The following is a 23,014-nucleotide window of genomic DNA, read 5'->3' as shown; positions in this document are numbered from 1 at the left end:
CCTTTTTTAATTATCTTTGTGCCTCTAATAAAAGGAAATGGATTATATCTTATCAATAGAAACGGCAACTAAAAATTGTTCGGTTGGATTATCGCTTGACGGTCAAACGGTTTTATGTAAGGAAATTGCAGAAAACGGATATTCACATGCTGAGAAACTCCACGTTTTTATTGAAGAAATTCTACAGGAGGCAGACATTTTATTTTCGGATTTAAAAGCAATAGCGGTTAGTCAGGGGCCCGGTTCTTATACTGGATTACGTATTGGGGTTTCTGCTGCCAAAGGATTGTGTTATTCTTTAAACATTCCCTTGATTGCAATTGATACTTTGGAAACACTTGCCCGACAGTTAAAAGTTGAAAGCGGTATTATTGTTCCAATGATCGATGCCAGACGTATGGAGTGTTATACAGCTTTTTTTGATGTCAATTATTCTAAAATCAGAGCGGTTGAATCTGAAATTATTGATGAAACGACTTATCAGGATGTTTCTGATGAAGTCCACTTGCTGGGGGATGGCGCTTCTAAATGTCAGACAGTATTGACGGATCGCAAATTTGTTTTCCATACCGATTATATTTATCCTTCTGCTAAAGAAATGAGCTCAATTGCTTATAGTAAGTATAAAAAAAGCGACACTGTGGATGTTGCCTATTTTGAGCCTTTTTACCTCAAAGATTTTATGATTGTGAAGTAACGAGTGTTACGTATTTTCTCGATTTTTCCAGTATATCTGATTTTGCTTCAGTTGCATGGGCGTTTTCGGTCCATATTTTTACCATAAAATTCACTGAATTATCTGTAAAGTGTGAAATGTAAATTTCTGGTTTAGGGTCTTTCATAACCAATGGTTGATTCTGAACTATTGCCAGTAAATTGTTTTTCAACTCTGTAACATCTGAGCTGTGATTTGAAATGATTTCAAAATCGGTGCGTTGTGTGGGTAACTGTGAAAAATTTTTGATTTTACCATTTGAAAGTAATCCGTTTGGGATATAGACAGTCTGGTTATTCCCTGTGGTTATCTTTGTGGAGAAAATCTGAATTTCCTCAACTTTACCGGTTTCTCCCTGTACTTCGATTTTGTCACCTAATTTGAAAGGTTTGAATAAAATAATAAGTATCCCGCCGGCGAAATTTGACAAAGATCCTTGTAATGAAAGACCAATTGCTAAACCGGCCGCCCCCAGTATAGCTACAAATGAAGATGTTTCTACGCCTAGCTTAGATACTACAGCTATGAAAACAATCACACGTAAACTCCAAAAAACAAGATTGCCAAGGAAATTGGTTAAGGTTAATTCAATTTTACGGCTAAGCATGATTTTTTTGAACGCTCTGGTAATAATGCTTGTAACCCAAAGACCGACAAAAAGGATGATTAATGCCGTGATAATTTTTGGTGAAATGTCAAATAGTAATTTTTTAAATGCTTCTAAATAAAAATTCATTGTGTAGGTATTAAAAGAAAAAGAGGTCAGAATATCCAACCTCTTTTTTGTATTTCAATTTTTTGTTACTTCGTTTCTTCGTTGGCTTGTTCTGTTGATTCTTCAGTTGATTGTTGAGTTGCTTCTTCGGTTGGGACAACAGCGTCTTCTGCTTTTTCTTTCGCGGTATCAACAGCGCCATGGGCTAATTCCTCTACCTTGTCGATAGCAATTTCAGCCTTTTCTTTTACTGTTTCAACCAAATTATCAATAGATTCTGCAGCCTGAGGGATGAATTCTTTTACTTTTTCCCCAGCTTGTTCAGCAAATTCTTCAACTTTGTCAATAAGTGGTGCAGCACTTTCTTTAGCTTTTGCAATAGCATCATCAGCAAACTCTTCTACTTTGTTGGTGACTTCTTCTACTTTAGCTTTAGAACCAAATAAATTCTTAAAAAAACTTCCAATTCCCATTTTTTATAATTTTTTGATTATTAATAAGTGTAATATTACGATTTTTTTCCCGATTGAAATGAAAAGCGCCCCAAAATATGAAGCGCTTTGTTTCTTTATCGGTGTCGGTCATTATTCGATTTCGAACGTTAGTTTGACGTTTACACGGTATTCGGTTACTTTTCCGTCTATTACGGCTGCACTTTGTTCCTGTACATAGGCAGAACGTATGTGTTTTACCGATTTTGATGCTTTTTCAACTGCTTTTGCAGTGGCATCTTCCCAACTGATGCTCGAATTCGACAAGACTTCGATTACTTTTAATACTGACATAGCTTTTAGTTTAAATGATTATTGACTATTAAAGTTAATCATTTAAATGAGCAAAAGCAAATCTATCCGTTTAACGCTTCAACTTTAATCTCTTGATCGTGAAGCATTTCCTTTAACATGTTTTCAATACCGTTTTTTAATGTAAAAGTTGACGAAGGACATCCGCTGCAGGCTCCTTGCAAAATTACTTTCACTTTTTTGTCTGTTTCCGAGAAAGAATCAAACAGGATGTTTCCTCCGTCTGCAGCAACTGCTGGTTTGATATACTCTTCAATAATGTTGATGATCTTCTGGGATGTAACATCAAGATTATCGAAATTTTTGATTTGTTGTTTCTCCTGCTTCTCTGAAGAAACTATTTTGGTTTCATCTACGGCAATATTTCCGTTTTCAATAAACTCACGGATGAAAGTTCTTATTTCATTAGTTACTTCTTGCCATTCACTAACAGCATATTTTGTTACTGAAACATAATTTTCGTCAATGAAGACTTCTTTTACATAGGGGAATTTAAATAATTCCTTTGCAAGTGGTGAAGAGTCAGTTTCGTCAATGTTTTTACATTCTACAATTGATTTTGACAAAATACGGCTTGCAACGAATTTCATAACCGAAGGATTCGGAGTGCTTTCTGCATAAACTGTAACCGCTACTTTTTTAGTGGCTTCTTTTGTTTTAACTACTTCACCGCCGGCATTTACATAATTTTCCAATTGGTCTGCAACTTCGTGTTTTACATCATCCCATTCTACGATACTGAATTTTTCAATTGCAATAAAGTTGCCAGATATATAAACTGTTTTGACAAAAGGTAGGTAAAATAATTGCTGGGCTAATGGCGAATCAGCGCATTCGTCAATGTTTTTGAATTCGAAACTCTGATTCGGGCAGATGAAGTATGAAAACTCAAATTTTAATATGCTCGGGTTAGTGGTTTCTTTTATAGTGATAAGTCTCATCTGATATTTTTTTGCAAAGTTAATAAACATAATTTTACTTCTTTAGTACTAATGTATTTTATGGATTAATTAACTTTTTTATGACGATTAAAAAAAATGTTCAAGTTAAGTATTGTATAACAAAAAGTTATATCTTTGAGCGTTTTGAAAATTAGAGTATTAATTAATTTTATCAGATTAAGTCCTGAATCTGTAAAAGTCTAAAACCATGATTTTAAAGAATATAAAACTACTTATCTTACTATTTGTTTGTCAAGTATCTTTCTCTCAGGAAGGTATTGCTGTTTATTCGGATTATTTAACGGATAACTATTATTTGTTGCATCCATCTATGGCCGGTGCTTCTAATTGTTCTAAAGTTAGATTGACTGCCAGAAATCAATGGTTTGGAAATGATGATGCTCCAGCCTTACAAACATTGAGTTTTAATGGTAAAATTGGTGATAGGGGTTCAGCAATTGGTGCCATATTGTTTAATGATAAAAATGGTTATCATTCTCAAAAAGGAGCTAAAATTACTTATGCACATCATTTGATGTTTTCAAGAAGTAATGTAGATTTGAATCAACTATCATTTGGTTTGAGTGCCGGATTGGTACAAAATCAATTGGATGAGTCAAGTTTTGATATGTCTGATTTTGATCCTATTATTGCTGGTATTATTCAACGTTCAACTTATTTCAATGTTGATTTCGGAGCTTCTTATAATTATTTGGATTTTTATGTTCATGCAACTGTTAAAAATGCATTGTTCAGAAGTAGGGATTTGTATTCGGATTATGAATCAGATAACTTGAGAAAATATCTTTTGAGCGGTGGTTATGTGTTTGGTAATCCTCGTAAATTACTTTGGGAGCCATCCGTTCTTTTCCAATTGACAGAAAGAACCAAAGAAAAATCGTTTGATGCTAACTTGAAAGTTTACAAAACTATGGATTTTGGTAAAATCTGGGGTGGATTGTCATACAGAAGAAGTTTTGATGGGGCACAATACCTTGATGGTACTGAGTTGAAAGATCAAAAATTACAATATATTACACCGCTTATTGGTGTGAACTATAAGAAATTCATGTTCGCCTATACCTATTCGAATGTTATGGGTGATATCAAATTCGAAACTGGTGGCTTCCACCAAATTACATTAGGATTTGATTTTGGTTGTAAAAAAGAACGCTACGACTGTAACTGTCCGGCAATTAATTAAATACTATAATGTCCCGATTCATCGGGACTTATTTTTTATATATGGTTATCAAAGAAGTAAATGGGAAATTCCCGCAAATACCTGCTGATTGTTATGTTGCTGAAAATGCTACCATTGTTGGTGATGTAACGTTAGGCGAGCAATGTAGTGTTTGGTTTAATGCGGTTGTACGTGGAGATGTTCATTATATTAAGGTTGGGAATAAAGTAAACATTCAGGATGGTGCTGTAATCCATTGTACCTATCAAAAACACCCTACGGTAATCGGAAACAATGTTTCAATAGGTCATAATGCAATTGTACATGGGTGTACTCTAAAAGACAATGTCTTAATCGGTATGGGTGCTATCGTTATGGATGGTTGCGTGATTGAAAGTAATTCAATCGTCGCTGCGGGAAGTGTGGTTACACAAAACACCGTTGTTGAATCTGGAACGATTTATGCCGGTATTCCTGCCAAGAAAGTTAAGGATATAGATCAAAGTGATTTTGCCGGAGAAATTGAGCGTATTTCAAATAATTATGTGATGTATTCAGGATGGTTTAAATAATTAAAAATCCTTTTCAAAAACATTGGTTTCAAATCCCAGGATGTTTTTTAAAACTTGGGAATCACTGTTGACATAGAATAGGCCTTCTGATACTTTCTTTGAATTATTCAGAAGGTTATTTTTTTCCAAAATTGCTTTTGTTTGTCTTGCAACTGCTTCACCCGAATCAATAATTTTTACATGAGGAGGAATAATTTTTTTGATTTCGGGTATCAGGTAAGGGTAGTGGCTGCATCCTAATACTAAATAGTCGATGTTTTCGGCAACCATTGGTCTTAAATAGATTTTAAGAAGATTTCTCATTTCTTCAGTGTCTATTTTACCTCCTTCTATTAATTCAACCAAACCATAACCAACCTGCTCAAGAACTCTTATGTTTGAGTAGCTTTCAACGTGTTTGTTGAAAAGATCACTATTGAGTGTCCCTTTGGTCGCTAAAATGCCAATAGTCTGGGTTTCGGATTGATTTGCAGCCGGTTTTATTGCTGGTTCAATCCCGATGAAAGGAACGTCATATTTAGCCCTTAACTCTTTTATTGCGTTAGTGGTTGCTGTATTACAGGCAACTACAATCATTTTGCAATTTTGTTCTAATAAAAAATCAACGTTCTTATAGCACAAATCAATAATCTCCTCTTTGCTTCTTTTACCATAAGGCGCGTTTTTGCTGTCAGCAAGGTAGATTGTGTTTTCGTATGGTAATAGTTGATGGATTTCTTTCCAGATTGAGGTGCCTCCAATTCCGGAATCAAATAGGCCAATAGGGTTTGTGTTGCTCATAAAACAAATGTAAAAAAAAACTGCGCTAATAAGTAACGCAGTTTTTTAAAAATATTTTGGAAAATTAGAATTTTAATTCTTTTTTCACATCTTCATATAAGTTTGGACCATCAGCTACGATAAAAGCAGAAGCGTCCATTACATACTGATATCCTTTAGCTTTAGCTACTTTTACGATTGCTGCTTTAGCTTTATCCATAATTGGTTTTACGATTTCAGTTTCTTTATCTTGTAATTGTTTTTGAGCGTTATCTCTGTATTGTTGGATGCGTTGACCCATATCCTGCATTTCTTTAGCACGTGTTTCATTCATTTCTTTAGTAGCTGTTTCAGCTTCACTTTCGTATTTTTTCATTTTGGTCTGATATTCAGTTACCATTGTTGAATATTCAGTTTCGAAAGTTTTGTTTAATTTTTCCAATTGTGCTTTAGCAGAAGTCATTTCAGGCATCTTGGATAATAATTCCTGAACATCGATATGAGCTGTTTTTACTTGAGCATTCATTGTACCTGCTCCTAACATCATTACAGCTGCGATAAGTAAAGTTTTAATCTGTTTCATCATTTTAGTATTAATTAGGTAATATTAATTTTAGTTATTTTTCTTTTTTAATTCAATTTCTTTTGCTTTTCTGATCGAATCTCTCTCTTCGATGATTTTCTTTCTTTTTTCTTCCAGTGCTTTTCTTTTTTGCTCCTGGGCTTTTTTATTGTTTTCGATCGCTTTTAAACGTTCTGCTTCTTTAACTGCTTTTATTGAATCCTGTGCTACTTTTTTGTCTTCGGCTTTGTTGAAATCTTTGGTCTGCTTATCCTCGGTTTTTGTTTCTTTAGCTTCAGCTGGTTTAGTAGAATCAATTGTTGTGCCAGAATTTTGTTTATTGCGTTCTTCGATTAGTTTTTTACGGTTTTCTTCGAAGGTTTTTCTTTTCTCTTCGGCTGTTTTACGTCTTTCCTCAAGGATTTTGTCTCTTTTGGCTTTTTTCTCGTCTAAAAGTTTTTGTCTTTCTGATAAAGCCTGATTGTCTGCGATTTCATCTTGCTTCTCCTGTTTTTCTTCTAATGCTTTTTGTTGCTTTTTACTCAATTCTTCACGTTTTTCAGCACGGGTAATAACGCGTACTACCTGATCACTGATGTCAAACCTTTTGGCAGAAAAAAGCATGGTCATATCAGAAGATTTGTCAAAAATAAAGTCGTATTGTTTCGCTTCAGCAATATCCTGAACAGCCGTAAAAACCTGATCTTGAACTGGCTTTATGATGGTTTCTTTTTGGATGGCCAAGTCACCGCGGGGACCGAATCTCTTTTGTTGGTAGTCAATTAAATCAGCTTCCAGAAATTTAATTTCTTCTTCCTTTTCTTCAATAAGCTCTTTGGTGTAAAGTGCTTTTTCGTTTTTTAAGGCTTCTTTTAATTTTTGAATATTATTTTTCCTTTCTTCAATATCCTGTTTCCATTTTTGGGCCTTTTGTTCCAATTGACTTTTAGCTTCTTTATAATCAGGAACATTTTCCAAAATATAATCCATGTCAATATATCCTATTTTAATACCTGCTTTGGCTTGTCCGAAAACGAGGCCGGTAGCAGAAAAAAACACGATTAAGAAGAATAACTTTTTCATAGTTTGTTTTTTATTATGTTGATTGTTGTATCAAATATAACTAAAATTGCTGACCTATGATAAAATGAGTTTCCCATCCATTTCTTACTCCGTTTGGATACAATGAATCGAATCCATGTGCAAAGTCTATCCCCAATAGACCAAAAGCAGGCATGAAAACTCTTAAACCTACACCCGCAGATCTTTTTAAATCAAACGGATTGTATCCCTTAAAGTTGCTGAAGGCTGCTCCACCTTCAACAAATGTTAAGGCATAAATCGAGGCTGCTTGTTTTAGTGTAATTGGATAACGTAATTCAAGGGAGAATTTATTGTACACAGTTGCACCAATTTGTTCTCCTTTTGAATTGGTTGGTGTTAATGAGTTGTTAGGGTAACCTCTTAATTGGATTGTTTCGCGACCGTCCATTGAGTAATTCGCCATACCGTCTCCGCCTAAATAGAATCTTTCAAAAGGAACTAATCCTCTTTCCTGATTGTAAGCTCCCATGAAACCAAATTCGCCCAATGATCTTAAGGTTAGTTTTTTATAGACTTTGTTGTACCATTCGGCCTTGAATTTAACTTTGTAAAATTCCAGCCAGTTAAATCTTTTTTGGTCAATTTTAGAATTATTGGCATCTGCTTCTTGATAAGTATCAACTGCGACATAGCCTCCTAAATCTGAATTATAAGCTATATAGTCGCCAATAGTAGGTATTACTCCATTGTTTGCAGCAGTAATCTGTGTACCGTCAAATTTTAATTTGTATTCTTCAAGGTTTTTCAGATTTCCATAATCAACACCGTTGAATAATGAGTAAGGAGGGGTAAATTTAGCTGTAAAAGTAAATTCCGATCCGTACGTTGGGAAAATAGGGTTAACTCCTTTGTTGTTTCTTGAAATTCCAAGAGTGTATGATAAGTTTCTTGAAGTTCCGTATCCAAAAGTAAACAAACCTACATTGTAGTTTTTAAGATCATAATGTTGGTAACTCAGCGAGTTTGATAAAACGAAGAAATCATCCGGTGCTTTTAATCTTTTTGCTAATCCTAATGAAACCGAAAAGATGTTAAAACTTTTTGAACGGTCTACATCATTGGTTGTGAAGTTGTTTGAAAACTGCTTGCTGTAAGAAACCGATCCAGAGAACTGTACTGGTTTTTTTCCGCCAAACCATGGTTCAGAAAAAGAGAAGCTATACGTTTGGAAATAAGTACTTCCCTGTAGTCTTAATGATAGTTTTTGACCATCTCCCATAGGTAATGGCTTGTATGCGTGCTTTTTGAAAATATTTCCAATTGAGAAATTGTTGAACGATAATCCAAGGGTTCCGATGAATCCTCCTCCGCCATAACCACCTTGTAATTCAATTTGGCTGGCTCCTTTTTCAACAACATTATACTTAATGTCAACTGTTCCGGCAGCCGGGTCAACATTTTCAAAATCCGGTTTAATTGCTTCAGCATCGAAGAAGCCCAGCTGACCAATTTCGCGAATGGTTCTTACTAATTGTTCTTTACTGTAAATATCTCCCGGTTTAGTTCTGATTTCACGGTAAATTACCTTATCGTTTGTTTTGTCGTTTCCAACAACCGATATTTTATTAAAGTGTGCTAACGGACCTTCAACGATTCTGATTTCCATGTCAATGGTGTCGTTTTCTGTTTTAACCTCTACCGGGTTGATGTTTGAAAATAAATAACCGTTGTTTTGGTATAAATTGGTTAAATCATCGCTATCAGGACTCGATTTGTCAGCAATACGTTTGTCGAGTAATACACCATTGTAAACATCACCTTTTTTAAGACCTAATTGTCTTGCCAGTACATTGTCACTGTATACGGTGTTTCCAACGAATTTGATGTCGCCGAAGTAGTATTTATTCCCTTCTTCAAGGTTAAGATTGATGGTTAACTCGTTTCTTTCTTTGTCATAGATAACAGAGTCAGAAACAACACGTGCATCACGATATCCGCTTTCTTTGTATTTTTCTACAATCGAAGCTAGGTCTTCCCTGTATTTGTCGCGCATGAATTTTGAAGCTTTGAAAAGTCGTATAGGATTCTTCTGCTTCGTATTCTTCATTGCTTTCCGTATTTTGGCGTCAGCTATTTGGGAATTACCGTTAACATTGATTTTGCGGATTTTTACACGATCACCTTTGTCGACATTTACGATCATGTTTACATGGTTAATAGCGGAAGTATCTTCTACTGTAGTGATATTAACTTTAGTATTGTAAAATCCTTCCTTTTTGTATTTGTTTTCAATGTAGAATTTGGTCGTTGTAATTAAATTCTCATTGACGATTTTTTCCGGAGTTAAGGCATTGTCTTTAATTAAGTCGTCAATTGCTCCTTTTTTGATACCTACAAATCTTACCTCTTTAAGTTTAGGTAATTCATTTAGGTTTAATTCTAAAGAGATGCTGTCGCCTTCAATTTTGTCAACATAATAATTTACGTTTTCATAGAATCCCAATCTCCAGAGTTTCTTGATTGAGTTACTTATTTCTTCACCCGGAACTGTAATCGATTGTCCTTTTTGCAATCCGGCAAAAGTAACAATTGTCTGTTCGTTATAGGTTACTTTACCGGTAACTGAAACTTTCTTTAATATATATACTTTTCCCTGATCAAACGGAAGTCTGTCCTGAGCTCTTAAATTTGCCGTAAGGCTTATTAATAAAAAGAACAGCACTAATTTAATGCTGTTGGTAATACTTAGGGATTTATTGAATTTGTTCACTTGTTTTTCCAAATCTACGTTCTCTTTTTTGATAACTAATAATGGCCTCATATAAATGTTCTTCTGTAAAATCGGGCCACAATACATCTGTAAAATAAAATTCGGCATAAGCAATCTGCCAAAGTAAAAAATTACTGATGCGGTGTTCACCACTGGTTCTTACCACTAGATCTACGTCCGGTAAATCATGCGTGTAAAGATGATTATTTAATATGGATTCGTCAATAGTATCAATTGAAATTATATTATTTTTAACTTTATCTGATATTTTTTTAACAGCATTTAAGATTTCTTCCCGTGAGCCGTAACTCAAGGCAAGTGTCAAAGTCATGCGTGTATTGTTTTTGGTTTTTTCGATTACTTCCTGAAGTTCTTTTTGAACCCCTTTGGGAAGGTGATCCAGATTGCCGATTGAATTTAACTTAATGTCGTTTTTTTCAAGCGTAGCCAACTCCTTCTTTAAAGATGAAATGAGGAGTTTCATTAAAGTTTCCACTTCTAATTTGGGTCTGTTCCAGTTTTCGGTAGAGAAAGCATATAGGGTCAGATTTTTGATACCTAAACGGGCACAGGCTTCAACAGTGGTTCTCACACTTTTGGTTCCGTTTTCATGGCCAAAAGCACGAAGCATTCCTTTCTGTTTTGCCCAACGGCCATTACCATCCATTATGATGGCTAGATGAGTGGGTAAATTATCTGTGTTAATTTTGTTTAATAAGCTCATTTTTATTCTCTACAATAACAAGGTTTTTCGCCAAACGTGTACGTTAGTGTCAACCCTGTAAATACATACCAATCCTTACTATTTACGTTCCCGAATTTGTAGCCTTCCAAACTGCTTTTTTTAGGGAAACTTCCATCAATATCATCTGTAAATGTATAGTGTGCGCCGCTTTCTAATCCTAAGATAAAATTGCGTGAAATTTTCATTTTGATTCCTGCGATAATCGGAAGGGCAAAATCACCTGAACGATCATCATTTTCGTATTGATTTCCTACCACATACAAATTGTCGTGAAAGAAATAGTTAACACCTGAAGATAGATAAGGTGTCATGAAAAAACCGGATTGATGTTGGTCAAAATCAAAGAAGTTGAACTCAAAACCTGCTGAAAGCTCAGTAATTGAATTTTCAAACTGTAAGCCTCTGTCTTTTCTTCCTGCCACATCAGAATCTAAATCGTTTCCTGATATTTTAGAGCGCATTGCCGAAAATCTCCAGGCAAAACGCGGACTCTTATTCCACTTGTATAAAATACCGATAGCGGGTTCGTTAGGATGAATATAATCTGTTCTTCCTACGTCGCCAATAAAATTACTTCCGCCGGCAAATAAACCAAATTCATGGATCTGCGCATGGGCAAATTGCATTGCCAATAAAAGTACTATGGTATGATAAACTTTCTTCATTTTTATAATAGGTTGCAAATATAGTAATTATGACCACTTAACAAAGTGAAAACTTACATTCTGGTTGAAATGTTGGTAATTTTATTTAAGTTAAACGGAAAAGTGTGAAATGTAGTATTTACCTTTACTCTAATTGCGTTTGTCTTCTCCGAAGAGTAATTTATTGCGGAGTGTTTTCAGAAACGTCTCTTCAGGGATTTCTACCATATTGATTTTGAATGGTGTTTTCTTGATGGTCAGAATAGATTCGTTTTTGACTGAAGCCATTCTGGAATCCAGTGATATCAAATAGTTTTCTTCGCGTCCGGTAACTTTTAGTTTGATGGTGGTGTTGTCTGGAATTACTATCGGGCGGGCATTGAGGTTGTGTGGTGCAATGGGTGTTAATACCAGGCTGTTTGCATTTGGTGTCAAAATAGGGCCGCCGCAACTCATGGAATAACCGGTTGACCCTGTTGGTGTGGAAATAATTAATCCATCGGCCCAATAAGAGGTGAGGTATTCTCCGTTTAAATAGGTTTCAATGGTAATCATCGAAGTGGTGTCTTTACGGCTGACAGTTACTTCGTTCATGGCGAAATTTAAATCGGTAATGTTTTCTGCCTTAGGATTGCATTGCAGACTTAAAAGTGTGCGCTTCGAAATTGTATATTTTTTATCCAGTACCAATTGTAAAAAACGCTCCAGATTTTCTTGTTGTACGGTTGCCAGAAAACCTAAACGCCCGGCATTTATGCCTAATATGGGTATTCCTGAATTTCTGACTAATGTAGCGGCTCTCAGAAATGTTCCGTCGCCTCCCACACTGATTAACATGTCAAAACTTTTGTCCAGTTCTTTATAAGATATGAATATTGGGTAGCTTTTGGTTATGGCTTTGTTTTCTGTAAGTATTTCCAGAAATTTTTCTTCAAAAACAAACTGAACTTTATTGGTTTCCAAAAATGCCAATAACCGCTCAATGATAGGCGAAGTGGCGTTTTGATAAAACTGGCCGTAAATTGCGACTTTCATTGGTTATGTGTTAAGGTAGCGGTCTAAATAATCGGAGCGCTCTTTCAAAGTTCTTAAATAATCGTCTTCCTGATGCTCGGAAATAATTTCATATTCATAACGACGGAAAGTCTGAATGATTTCGTTTAGCCCGCCTTCGCCTATTTTTATGGTAATTTGTACTTTTTCTGCATCAGCATTGGAGATAAAAGCACCTAAAATTTTGCCGTTATTACCTTCGATAATCTGAGCAATCTGGCTGAAAGAATAATCATTGATTCCTTTTTCTATAATAATGATTCCGCCTATTTCCCTTAAAAAAGGAGTTTCATTAAATACCTTGATAATATCTTCAAGTTCGTAATAGCCAACGTAGTTGTTGTGTTCATCCAATACCGGAATCACATTGCTTTCATTTTTTGCGAAATCATCCAAAACATCCAGTAATACCGAATTTTTGCGGGTAAAGAAGCCTTCGAATGTATATTTATAATCTGTAAGATCTTTGCTGAAGTCGAATGAACTGGCATCTTCACTTGAAATGTTGCCAATAAAAACACCTTCTTCGGTTACAGGGAAATGGGAAAAATTGAAATCTGTGAAAAAATCCTGAACCCGTGCGATATTTTCCTTGATGTCGAAAGGTTTAAAATCTTGATTAATATAGTTTGAAAGTGTGTTCATAATACGTATGGTAATCTTCTGCAAAATAATTAAAAAATAAGAGAATGACCTTGTATAAGTTCGTATTTTTGTCCAATCATATAAAAATGACGTCAAAATGACACATAACAACTGTAAATTAAGTGTAAATATTAATAAGATAGCCACATTGAGAAATTCACGTGGCGGTAATACACCAAGTGTAACTGAAGCTGCAAAAAGAATTCAGGAATTTGGTGCTCATGGAATTACTATTCATCCAAGACCTGACGAGAGACATATCCGTTATCAGGATGCTCGTGATTTGAAGGGAGTTGTATATACCGAATATAATATAGAAGGCAATCCGCAGCATAATTTTATTGATTTAGTATTAGAATGTAAGCCTACGCAAGTTACACTGGTTCCGGATGCTATCGGGGCGCTGACTTCAAATGCGGGTTGGGATACGGTTAAAAACCAGGCTTATTTGAAAGAGGTAATTGCCGAATTTAAGCGTAATGGGATCAGGACTTCTATATTCGTGGATCCTGTTTTGGATATGATTGAAGGTGCGAAAGAAACCGGAACTGACCGAATTGAACTGTATACAGAGGCTTTTGCCCATCAGTATGGATTAGGGAACAAAGACGGAATTATTCCTTATGTGGCTGCTGCTGAATTAGCTAATGAGTTAGAATTGGGAATCAATGCGGGACATGATTTGAGCTTGGATAACATTCAGTTTTTCAATCAAAACATTCCGGGATTACTGGAGGTGTCGATTGGGCATGCTTTAATTTCTGAATCATTGTATTTAGGGCTGGAGAATGTTGTGAATATGTATCTGCAAAAATTAAAATAAGATGTTGTTGCATTCTAAAATAGAAGGTCAAGGGAAGCCGTTGTTGATTATTCATGGTTTTCTTGGAATGTCAGATAATTGGAAAACACTCTCAATGCAGTATGTTGAGCAAGGATTTCAGGTGCATGCCTTGGATTTAAGAAATCACGGAAAAAGTTTTCATTCGGAAGAATGGGGTTATGATTATATGGTTCAGGATGTTGTGGAATATTGTCAATTTTACCAATTGAAAAATATTGATGTGATCGGTCATTCGATGGGAGGTAAGGTGTCAATGTTGCTGGCTGCTAATCATCCGGAATTAGTTGATAAATTAGTTGTGGCTGATATCGGTCCGAAATATTATGCGCCTCACCATCAAACAATTCTTGCTTCGTTAAATGCGGTTGATTTTTCAAAAAAACCTTCGCGTTCAGAAGCTGAAGAAATTGTATCGGGGTATATCCATGATTTTGGGACTCGTCAATTTCTGTTGAAAAACCTGTATTGGGTAGAGCCAGGGCAATTGGGTTTTCGTTTCAACCTGAAAGTGTTTACTGAAAATACATCAGTGATTGGTGATGCGTTGCCTTTTGAAAATCATTTTGATAAAAAAACTTTATTTTTGCGGGGCGATAAATCGGATTATATTTTGGATTCCGATTTTGAAACGATTTACCATCATTTCCCAAATGCGGAAATTGAGACAGTTGCAAATGCCGGACATTGGCTACATGCCGAAAATCCAAAAGATTTTTTTAAAAAAACGGTATATTTTTTGAAAAACTAACCCAAAATAAAATTTAAAATGAACTTATTGAAAAAATTATTGATTTCGACAATCATAGTGTTGTTATTGTCTTATTTCCTTAAGCCAGGAGTGCAAGTGGACGGAATTGCTACTGCCTTAATTGTGGCTGTGGTTTTGGGGTTGTTAAATACCTTCGTGAAACCTATTCTGGTGTTTTTTACCCTGCCGATTACTTTTTTTACGTTGGGATTATTCCTTTTGGTAATCAATACGGTGATGGTGTATGTTTGTGATTATCTGGTTGACGGATTTGATGTAAACAGCTTTGTTACGGCTATGCTTTTTAGTGTATTGTTGTCGATTTCGCAATGGATACTTTACAAGTTTATAAAAGACTAGTAATTAGAAGCTTAAAATTTTTCAATTTGAAAATTTAATTTTTAAAGGATTTCAAGAACTCACTTTGGTGTTGTAATTTAAATATTATAATCTATAAAGTGAGTTTCAGTTAAATAAAATTTGTTGGGTGGTATAAATTATGTAATTTTGCCACCCAAATTTAGTATGTAAAAAACGTATATAATGAATATTACAAAAACCAATATCGATGCGTTAAACGCAGTGGTAACTGTTGAAGTTGCAAAAAATGATTATGCTGATAATGTAGAGAAAGTTTTGCAAAACTACCGTAAAAGCGCTAACATTCCTGGCTTCAGAAAAGGAGCTGTTCCAATGTCTTTAGTGAAAAAACAATACGGTAAAGCAGTTTTAGCTGAAGAAGTTAATAAAGTATTACAGGAGAATTTAAACAAATACTTAGTAGATGAAAAATTGGATATCTTAGGGAATCCATTACCTAAATTTACTGAAGATTTCAACTGGGATGCAGATGATTTTAAATTTGAGTTCGAATTAGGTTTAGCGCCTCAATTTGATGTTAAATTAGACGGGAAAAACGATTTGACTTATTTCAAAATCGTTGCTGATGATAAATTATTGGATGAGCAGGTTGTTAGAATCCAAAAGCAATTCGGAAAAATGATTGCTAAAACGGAAGTGGCTGAAGGTGACGATATCAGAGGAACTTTCATCAATGAAGAAAAAGGAATCAATGCTCCTGCACAAATCACTTTGGATATTTTCAAAAGCAAAACAGCTGTGAAAGCATTCATCGGTAAAAAAGCAGGTGATGTTGTGACGGTTTCAACTAAAGGATTATTTGATGATGATCACAAATTAATGGATTACTTACAAGTAGGACATGACGATGTTCATGGTTTGGATATCAATGTGGATTTCAAAATCGAAGAAGTTACAACTAGTGAGCCGGCTGAATTAAACCAAGAGTTATTCGATAAATTATTCGGTGCTGGAAACGTTTCTTCAGTAGAAGAAGTGAAAGCAAAAATCAAGGAAGATGCTGAAAAACAGTTTGCACAACAAGCTGATCAGAAATTCTATAACGATGCTTCTGCTTTCCTATTGGAAAGCCATAAAGTTGAATTACCGGCTACTTTCCTTAAAAAATGGATTCAGGTAGCAGGTGAAAACCCGCTTTCTGCTGAGCAGGCTGAAGAAGAGTACGCAAAATCTGAGAATGGATTACGTTACCAGTTGATCGAAGGTAAAATCATTACTGAGAACAACTTGCAAATCAATTTTGATGAATTAAAAGCATATGCCGGTGATATCATCAAAAAGCAAATGGCCCAATTTGGTCAAATGAATCCAACTGATGAAGATGTAAACGGAATCGTTGCCCGCGTTTTATCAAACCAAGACGAAGTCCGCCGTTTGTCTGAGCAAGTAATGAGCGAGAAAATGCTGAACTTGTTCAAAGAAAAAATTAATGCTAAGACAAAAGAAGTTTCTTACGAGCAGTTTGTAAAAGAGATGTACGGAGAATAATCTTCAAAAAATCATTATATTTGAGCGTCAGATTGTACAATTTGGCGCTTTTTTTATAGACAAAATGGCAGTCAGAAAAAAAGGTATGAATTTTGACTTGACAAAGTCTGTAAAGTAATGATTAGATACACAAACTTATAAATACGTTAGAATGAACTACGGTAAAGACCCAAGAGCTACGCTCGAAATGGCGAAGCAATTTAAAAAATTTGCGACAAAGCATCACGGAGTGAACAGTATGTACTATGACAAAATTGTTGGTAGTATGACTCCTTACATTATTGAAGAGCGTCAGTTGAATATTTCGCAATTGGACGTTTTTTCACGTTTAATGATGGATAGAATTATTTTCCTTGGAACCGGGGTTGATGATTATATGGCTAATATTATCCAGGCACAATTGTTGTTTTTGGAAAGTGTGGATGCATCAAAAGATATCCAGATTTATATCAATTCTCCGGGAGGAAGTGTATATGCAGGTTTAGGAATTTATGACACTATGCAGTATATCAAACCGGATGTTGCAACAATCTGTACCGGTATGGCTGCATCTATGGGAGCTGTTTTATTATGTGCCGGTGCTGAAGGCAAACGTTCGGCATTACCGCATTCAAGAGTGATGATCCACCAACCTTCAGGAGGTGCGCAGGGTGTGGCAACCGATATGGAAATCAACTTGAAAGAAATGTTGAAATTGAAAGATGAATTATACCATATTATTGCTAAACATTCAAACCAGCCATTCGATAAAGTTTACAAAGACAGTGAGCGTGATTATTGGATGATTGCTGATGAGGCGAAAGAATATGGAATGATTGATGAAGTGTTAAGAAGATAATTAAAAGTTTCAAAATTACAGAGCGGCTGAGTGACATCGTTTGTTGCTTTGCAACTTTGCAACTTTGCAACTTTGTAACTCAAAAAAATGGCAAAAGAAATATTAGAATGTTCTTTCTGCGGAAGAAAGAAACCCGAAACGAATTTGTTGATCGCCGGTATTAATTCACATATTTGTGACCGATGCATCGAACAGGCGCACGGAATTGTTTTGGAAGAAATGAAAGCGAGCGGAATTGCCAGATCAAGTGCAGATTTGGTATTGAAAAAACCGAAAGAGATCAGGGCGTTTTTAGATAAATACGTGATTGGTCAGGATCAAACCAAAAAGGTTATGTCTGTAGCGGTTTATAATCATTACAAAAGATTGATGCAACAGGATCACGGTGATGAAGTTGAAATTGAAAAGAGTAATATCATCATGGCCGGGCAAACCGGAACCGGGAAAACATTAGTGGCAAAAACCATTGCAAAGATGCTTGATGTTCCTTTGGCTATTGTCGATGCAACAGTTTTAACCGAGGCTGGTTATGTTGGGGAAGACGTGGAAAGTATTTTAACCCGTTTGCTTCAGGCGGCTGATTATGATGTGTCAAAAGCCGAAAGAGGAATCGTATTCATTGACGAAATTGATAAAATTGCCCGTAAAAGTGATAATCCTTCAATTACACGTGATGTTTCAGGTGAAGGTGTTCAGCAGGCACTTTTGAAATTATTGGAAGGAACGGTTGTGAATGTTCCGCCTAAAGGAGGAAGAAAGCACCCGGATCAAAAATTTGTGGAAGTGAATACTCAGGATATCTTATTTATTGCCGGAGGTGCTTTTGACGGTATTGAAAGAATCATTTCAAAGCGTTTGAACCGTCAGGCGATGGGTTACAGTGCATCAAAAGAGACTGATAAAATTGATGAGTCAAATTTATTGCAGTATGTAATTCCGAAAGATATCAAAGAATTCGGATTGATTCCTGAAATCATTGGGCGTTTACCTGTTTTGACACATATGGATCCGTTAGACAGAAATACATTGCGTGCAATTTTGACTGAACCGAAGAATGCATTGATCAAGCAGTATAAAAAGCTGTTTGCAATGGATGAAATCGAATTTTCAATTACGGATGATGCTTTGGATTTTATTGTTGATAAAGCCTTAGAATACAAATTGGGAGCAAGAGGTTTACGTTCTTTATGCGAAGCGATCTTAACTGACGCGATGTATGAAATTCCGGGTTCAGATGAAAAAGAACTGCATATCGATAAGCATTATGTAGAAGAAGCATTGACCAAAAACTTATTGAAGCGATTGGAAATTGCATCCTAAAATACAAATAAAAAAGCCTGAAGATCTCTTCAGGCTTTTTTGGTTAACAACGTTGTTTATTCAATAATTAAGAATTCTATTCTCCGGTCGGCATCATATTCTTTTTCCGTGCAATTTTCCGTGCATTTTGATAAAGATGATGATTCTCCAAAACCTTTCGGACTTATACGGTGACTTTCAATTCCTTTTTTGATTAGATATTGATAAGCTGAATTTGCTCTTTTGTCAGATAAAGCCTGATTGTATTTTTCGGAACCACGACAATCAGTATGAGCATTGACAGAAATTTTCATTTCAGGGTTACTGATCAATACCTCATAGATTTTATTCAGTGATAATGTTGATTCTTTTTTCAAAGAAGCTTTATTGTATTCGAAATAGATGTTCTCAATAATAATTGCTTCTTTAGTTACTTCTGCCTTTTTTTGATCTAAAGCGACATTGGCAAATGAATTTCCTGGAGAAGTCGTTACCGGCAATTCAAAAGCATTGTAACCTTCTTTTTGCGCAACTATTGAATAGATTTCCAACGGTTCGACATTAAATTTATAATTACCCTGTTCGTCAGTTACCTGTTTTTGGATTTCTTTTCCGTTTTCGTCAACTAAAGTAAGTTCAGTATTTGGTAATGCAATTTTGGAAACTTTTTCATGAGCTGTACCTTGCAAAGAAACTGGCGTTTTTTGTAAATCAAAACGATAGATGTCATACAGGCCTAAACTTCCACTTCTGTCGGAAGTGAAGTAACCTTTGGTTTTGGTAGCAAGAATAAATGCAATTTCATCTGCCTGTGAATTGATGGTTTTACCAAGATTTAAAGGATTAGAATAACCATCTTTTCTGATTTTTGCTACAAAAACATCCTGATTTCCATATCCGGGATGGCCGTTTGAAGAAAAGTACAACTCTTTATTGGATCCGCCAACGTAAGGAAACTTTTCATCAGACGTTGTGTTGATGTTTTTTCCAAGGTTAACCGGGTTAACAGGAATGCCTTCGGCATTGATGTCAGCTACATATAAGTCATATCCGCCAAAACCTCCGGGCATGTTTGATGAAAAATATAATTTCTTCCCATCAGGAGAAACCGCAGGATTTTCAATTGAATAATTCTCACTGCTAAACGGAATTAATGTTTCCTGAATCCAGGTGCAACGACAGGTTTCATCAAAAATTCTTTTGTATAAAGAGTAGTTGCCCGAATTACCTTCGTTACTTTTTGTGTAGTAAAGTGTTTTTTCATCCGGTGTAAAGGCTAATCCGCCTTCATTCCCTTTGGAATCCAATACAGAAGCAAAAAAATAAGGGTGTGATAAATTTCCGCTCTTGTCCATATTCATGCAGTATAAAGCATTGTATGGATTATTTGTACTTTCATCACGGCCTGCTCCAATGGCTCCTGTTTTTCTTGACGAATACATAATGTATTTGTTCATAAAGAAAGTTGAACCGATATCAGACAATTTTGAATTGATGCCTGTTGGAGCAATATTATACTTATCGTCTAATTCGGTTATTTCTTCGGATAGGCTTATATCATTAACCTCATTGTTAACAAATGCATCTTGTGAATTCATTACATTGGATACCACTCCAAAAAGTAATGAAAAAACAATTTTTTTCATGGGTAAAATATTTTCTGGAAAATTTCGCGCAAAAGTATGGCTTTCAGTACTAAATGCTCAAATTTTATAGACTATCTTGCAAAAAAATCGATGAAATGCACTTTTTCAACTATAGAATATTTAAAAACAGCTGTATTTTGTCGGTAAGTATTGCGTTTTATTTATGAAAATATGTTAAAAATGGTGTTTTTGTTAATGTTGTAAAGAGAGTAATTGGTCGAGGTATTCCCTTTGATTGGATAGTCTCGGGATTTTATGTTGACCGCCAAGTTTATCCTGATTTTTCAACCAGTCATAAAACAGGTTGGTTCTGGCTACATTAATCACTAATTGGTTTAGTGTCATATTGTTGTAACGTTTAGCTTCGTAATCTGAATTGAGTGATTGAATGTTTTCGTCCAATAACGTTCCAAATTTTGAAAGATCTTCCGGTTTTTTACGGAATTCAATAATCCATTCATGGGCACCTTTTTCTTTACCGTTCATGAAAATAGGCGCTACGGTATATTCTATAACTTCAGAATTGGTTTCCTGACAGGTTTTGGCAATAGCCTGATCAGTGTTTTCAACCATAAGTTCTTCTCCGAAAACATTGATATGATGTTTGGTTCTTCCCGTAACTCTTATACGGTAAGGTTTTAAGGAAGTGAAGCGAACGGTGTCGCCGATCATATAGCGCCATAAACCGGAATTGGTTGTAATTACTACTGCGTAGTTTTTGTTCAATTCAACTTCAGCCAGACGTATAACTTTTTGATTTGGCGTGCCAAAAGTATCCATCGGGATAAATTCGTAAAAAATACCATAGTCAAGCATTAAAAGTAAATCATTGGAATTGTTTAAATCCTGTATTCCAAAGAAACCTTCGGAAGCATTGTAAATTTCATAGTATTTGAAATCGGCTTTCGGAAGGATGTTTTTGTATTGTTCGCGATAGGGATCAAAACTTACGCCTCCATGAAAATAGACTTCAAGATTTGGCCATACTTCAAACAGATTAGTTTTTCCGGTCTCTTCCAAAACTTTATTGAGAAGCACCATCATCCAGGAAGGAACTCCTGCAAAGCTGGTTACATTTTCGGTTTTGGTTTCATTGACAATGGCTAACAGTTTGGTTTCCCATTCACTCATCAACGAAGTTTTATTGCTTGGTGTACTGCTGAATTCTGCCCAAAAGGGCATATTGTCAATCAGAATTGCGGATAAATCCCCGAAAAAAGTATTGTTGTCTTCGTACAATTGTTTACTTCCGCCTAAACGAAGACTTTTTCCGGTAAATAATTGTGAATCTTCGTTATTGTTAAGGTATAGGCATAATAAATCTTTACCGGCTTTATAATGACAGTCTTCCAGTGCCTGGTTGCTTACCGGAATGAATTTGCTTTTTGCATTGGTCGTTCCGCTTGATTTTGCAAACCATTTGATGGGTTCGTTCCAAAATACATTTTGCTCGCCACGTCTGGTTCGTTCAATTAAAGGTTCCAGATCTTCATAAGTGGAAACCGGAACGCGCTCCTGAAAAGTATGGTAAGTTCTGACCGAATTAAAATCGTATTGTTTTCCCAAAACCGTATTCTCTGATGACCGTATCAAATTCATCAGTAACTCTTCCTGTACTTCATTCGGATATTTTAAAAATAACTCAATTTGATGAATGCGTTGTTTTAAAACCCAGGAAGCAATTGAATTTATAATTGGTAGAGGCATTTTTCGGTGTAGGTTTTACAATTTCTGATTTAGATTCATAACTTTACCAAAAATAACATATTTTTTCAAGAATCCTAACCTAACAACCCTATTTCCGATATGACTTACGAAGGCGTACTGACTAAGATGCAGACTGAATTTTCCAATCCGATTCAATATTATTTAGTATTTGAAAATAGTTTTCTGAGCCTGAATCAATTGCTTGGTAAAGAACTGGAAATTGTACATCAGGGATATCAGTGTTTAGAGTGTGGGAAAAAGAAGAAAATTTTCCGTCAGGGCTTTTGTTATGATTGTTTTATGGGAAGTGCTGCAGCGGGTGACTGGATTATGAAACCGGAACTAAGTACAGCGCATTTGAATATTGAAGACAGGGATCTGGAATACGAGAAAAAGGTTCAGTTACAGCCACATGTTGTTTATCTGGCTTTGTCGAGCGAGGTAAAAGTTGGTGTTACTAGAAAAACACAGGTGCCCACACGATGGATTGATCAAGGGGCTGTGCAGGCAATACCAATTGTAGAGGTTCCTAACCGCTATTTAGCCGGAATAACGGAAGTAGCTTTGAAAAGTTTATATGCAGACAAAACCAATTGGCAAAAAATGCTGAAAGGTGAAATTCCACAGGCAGATATTGTGAAAGAAAGAAAAGGATTGCAGTACGTAATTCCTAATGAAGTAAAAGAATACTATGATGTCGATAAAAATGAATTATTCGAATTGCAATATCCAGTATTGCAATATCCAAAGAAGGTAAGTAGTCTGAATTTGGACAAGAGTCCGTCATTTACCGGTAAACTTTCCGGAATAAAAGGGCAATACTTAATTTTTGAAGACGGAACGGTTTTTAATGTCCGGACGTTTGAAGGTTATGTGGTTAAAATTTCATTATAAATAAAAAAGGCTCTTGAA

24 protein-coding genes are annotated in these 23,014 nt (G+C 35.5%); 10 read left to right on the top strand and 14 right to left on the bottom strand.

Features of this window, described 5'->3' with window-relative positions:
• Window positions 1-37 precede the first annotated feature (37 nt).
• Window positions 38-697 (top strand): tRNA (adenosine(37)-N6)-threonylcarbamoyltransferase complex dimerization subunit type 1 TsaB, encoded by a 660-nt coding sequence (gene tsaB / locus NAT51_RS04850; RefSeq protein WP_250595897.1) that lies wholly within the window; start codon window positions 38-40, stop codon window positions 695-697.
• Here tsaB and NAT51_RS04845 read toward each other — a convergent pair.
• From NAT51_RS04845 to NAT51_RS04830, 4 genes are all read right to left on the bottom strand, one after another.
• Window positions 681-1,451: a mechanosensitive ion channel family protein gene (locus tag NAT51_RS04845; RefSeq protein WP_250595895.1), complete on the bottom strand. Its 771-nt coding sequence runs from the start codon at window positions 1,449-1,451 to the stop codon at window positions 681-683. The two genes, tsaB and NAT51_RS04845, sit on opposite strands and share 17 nt — an antisense overlap.
• A gap of 65 nt (window positions 1,452-1,516) precedes the next feature.
• Window positions 1,517-1,903: a YtxH domain-containing protein gene (locus NAT51_RS04840; RefSeq protein ID WP_250595893.1), complete on the bottom strand. Its 387-nt coding sequence runs from the start codon at window positions 1,901-1,903 to the stop codon at window positions 1,517-1,519.
• A 111-nt stretch (window positions 1,904-2,014) separates the two neighbouring features.
• Window positions 2,015-2,215, bottom strand: coding sequence for a dodecin family protein (locus NAT51_RS04835; protein WP_250595891.1), 201 nt, complete (start codon window positions 2,213-2,215; stop codon window positions 2,015-2,017).
• A gap of 62 nt (window positions 2,216-2,277) precedes the next feature.
• On the bottom strand, window positions 2,278-3,174 hold the full coding sequence (locus tag NAT51_RS04830; RefSeq protein WP_250595889.1) for a NifU family protein: 897 nt from the start codon (window positions 3,172-3,174) through the stop codon (window positions 2,278-2,280).
• 208 nt (window positions 3,175-3,382) lie between these two features.
• On the opposite strand from NAT51_RS04830, the gene NAT51_RS04825 reads away from it, so the two are divergent.
• Together NAT51_RS04825 and NAT51_RS04820 are read left to right on the top strand one after the other, a co-directional pair.
• Window positions 3,383-4,378: a PorP/SprF family type IX secretion system membrane protein gene (locus NAT51_RS04825; protein WP_250595887.1), complete on the top strand. Its 996-nt coding sequence runs from the start codon at window positions 3,383-3,385 to the stop codon at window positions 4,376-4,378.
• Between the two features lie 41 nt (window positions 4,379-4,419).
• Window positions 4,420-4,929, top strand: a complete 510-nt coding sequence (locus NAT51_RS04820) for a gamma carbonic anhydrase family protein (protein ID WP_250596244.1) — start codon at window positions 4,420-4,422, stop codon at window positions 4,927-4,929.
• Here the strand turns inward: NAT51_RS04820 and murI are convergent, their stop codons facing one another.
• From murI to NAT51_RS04780, 8 genes are all read right to left on the bottom strand, one after another.
• Complete coding sequence (murI, locus tag NAT51_RS04815) at window positions 4,930-5,709, bottom strand: glutamate racemase (RefSeq protein WP_250595885.1); 780 nt, start codon at window positions 5,707-5,709, stop codon at window positions 4,930-4,932.
• A gap of 64 nt (window positions 5,710-5,773) precedes the next feature.
• Window positions 5,774-6,271, bottom strand: coding sequence for an OmpH family outer membrane protein (locus NAT51_RS04810; protein ID WP_250596242.1), 498 nt, complete (start codon window positions 6,269-6,271; stop codon window positions 5,774-5,776).
• Between the two features lie 30 nt (window positions 6,272-6,301).
• Window positions 6,302-7,333, bottom strand: coding sequence for an OmpH family outer membrane protein (locus NAT51_RS04805; protein WP_250595883.1), 1,032 nt, complete (start codon window positions 7,331-7,333; stop codon window positions 6,302-6,304).
• 40 nt (window positions 7,334-7,373) lie between these two features.
• A complete protein-coding gene (gene bamA / locus NAT51_RS04800) occupies window positions 7,374-10,115 on the bottom strand; it encodes an outer membrane protein assembly factor BamA (RefSeq protein WP_250595881.1) in 2,742 nt (913 codons plus the stop codon).
• Window positions 10,048-10,788, bottom strand: a complete 741-nt coding sequence (locus NAT51_RS04795) for an isoprenyl transferase (protein ID WP_250595879.1) — start codon at window positions 10,786-10,788, stop codon at window positions 10,048-10,050. Before NAT51_RS04795 ends, bamA begins: the two co-directional genes overlap by 68 nt.
• Before the next feature lie 2 nt (window positions 10,789-10,790).
• A complete protein-coding gene (porG, locus tag NAT51_RS04790; protein WP_250595877.1) occupies window positions 10,791-11,474 on the bottom strand; it encodes a type IX secretion system protein PorG in 684 nt (227 codons plus the stop codon).
• 129 nt (window positions 11,475-11,603) lie between these two features.
• Window positions 11,604-12,488 (bottom strand): NAD kinase, encoded by an 885-nt coding sequence (locus tag NAT51_RS04785; protein ID WP_250595875.1) that lies wholly within the window; start codon window positions 12,486-12,488, stop codon window positions 11,604-11,606.
• Between the two features lie 3 nt (window positions 12,489-12,491).
• A complete protein-coding gene (locus NAT51_RS04780) occupies window positions 12,492-13,151 on the bottom strand; it encodes a CBS domain-containing protein (RefSeq protein ID WP_250595873.1) in 660 nt (219 codons plus the stop codon).
• A 97-nt stretch (window positions 13,152-13,248) separates the two neighbouring features.
• On the opposite strand from NAT51_RS04780, the gene NAT51_RS04775 reads away from it, so the two are divergent.
• From NAT51_RS04775 to clpX, 6 genes are all read left to right on the top strand, one after another.
• Window positions 13,249-13,974 carry a pyridoxine 5'-phosphate synthase gene (locus tag NAT51_RS04775; RefSeq protein WP_250595871.1) on the top strand — a complete coding sequence of 242 codons (726 nt, stop codon included), beginning with the start codon at window positions 13,249-13,251 and terminating at the stop codon, window positions 13,972-13,974.
• Window positions 13,975-13,978: 4 nt separating this feature from the next.
• Entirely contained in the window at window positions 13,979-14,743 is a 765-nt protein-coding gene (locus tag NAT51_RS04770; RefSeq protein WP_250596240.1) for an alpha/beta fold hydrolase, read from the top strand.
• An 18-nt stretch (window positions 14,744-14,761) separates the two neighbouring features.
• The gene (locus tag NAT51_RS04765) at window positions 14,762-15,103 is read left to right on the top strand and encodes a phage holin family protein (protein WP_250595870.1); all 342 of its coding nucleotides are present in this window, start codon (window positions 14,762-14,764) and stop codon (window positions 15,101-15,103) included.
• Between the two features lie 183 nt (window positions 15,104-15,286).
• A complete protein-coding gene (gene tig, locus NAT51_RS04760) occupies window positions 15,287-16,612 on the top strand; it encodes a trigger factor (protein ID WP_250595868.1) in 1,326 nt (441 codons plus the stop codon).
• Window positions 16,613-16,763: 151 nt separating this feature from the next.
• The gene (gene clpP, locus NAT51_RS04755; protein WP_250595866.1) at window positions 16,764-17,450 is read left to right on the top strand and encodes an ATP-dependent Clp endopeptidase proteolytic subunit ClpP; all 687 of its coding nucleotides are present in this window, start codon (window positions 16,764-16,766) and stop codon (window positions 17,448-17,450) included.
• A gap of 87 nt (window positions 17,451-17,537) precedes the next feature.
• Window positions 17,538-18,770: an ATP-dependent Clp protease ATP-binding subunit ClpX gene (clpX, locus tag NAT51_RS04750; RefSeq protein ID WP_250595863.1), complete on the top strand. Its 1,233-nt coding sequence runs from the start codon at window positions 17,538-17,540 to the stop codon at window positions 18,768-18,770.
• Between the two features lie 56 nt (window positions 18,771-18,826).
• Here the strand turns inward: clpX and NAT51_RS04745 are convergent, their stop codons facing one another.
• Complete coding sequence (locus NAT51_RS04745) at window positions 18,827-20,395, bottom strand: OmpA family protein (RefSeq protein WP_250595861.1); 1,569 nt, start codon at window positions 20,393-20,395, stop codon at window positions 18,827-18,829.
• Between the two features lie 192 nt (window positions 20,396-20,587).
• The gene (locus NAT51_RS04740; protein ID WP_250595859.1) at window positions 20,588-22,102 is read right to left on the bottom strand and encodes a GH3 auxin-responsive promoter family protein; all 1,515 of its coding nucleotides are present in this window, start codon (window positions 22,100-22,102) and stop codon (window positions 20,588-20,590) included.
• A gap of 99 nt (window positions 22,103-22,201) precedes the next feature.
• On the opposite strand from NAT51_RS04740, the gene NAT51_RS04735 reads away from it, so the two are divergent.
• Window positions 22,202-22,996, top strand: a complete 795-nt coding sequence (locus NAT51_RS04735) for a DUF2797 domain-containing protein (RefSeq protein WP_250595857.1) — start codon at window positions 22,202-22,204, stop codon at window positions 22,994-22,996.
• Window positions 22,997-23,014: the final 18 nt, after the last annotated feature.

Origin of the sequence: Flavobacterium amniphilum (assembly GCF_023634845.1) — a bacterium.
GTDB lineage: Bacteria > Bacteroidota > Bacteroidia > Flavobacteriales > Flavobacteriaceae > Flavobacterium > Flavobacterium amniphilum.
The sequence above is the reverse complement of the archived record's forward strand: the minus strand, read 5'-3'. Positions and strand labels throughout refer to the sequence as shown.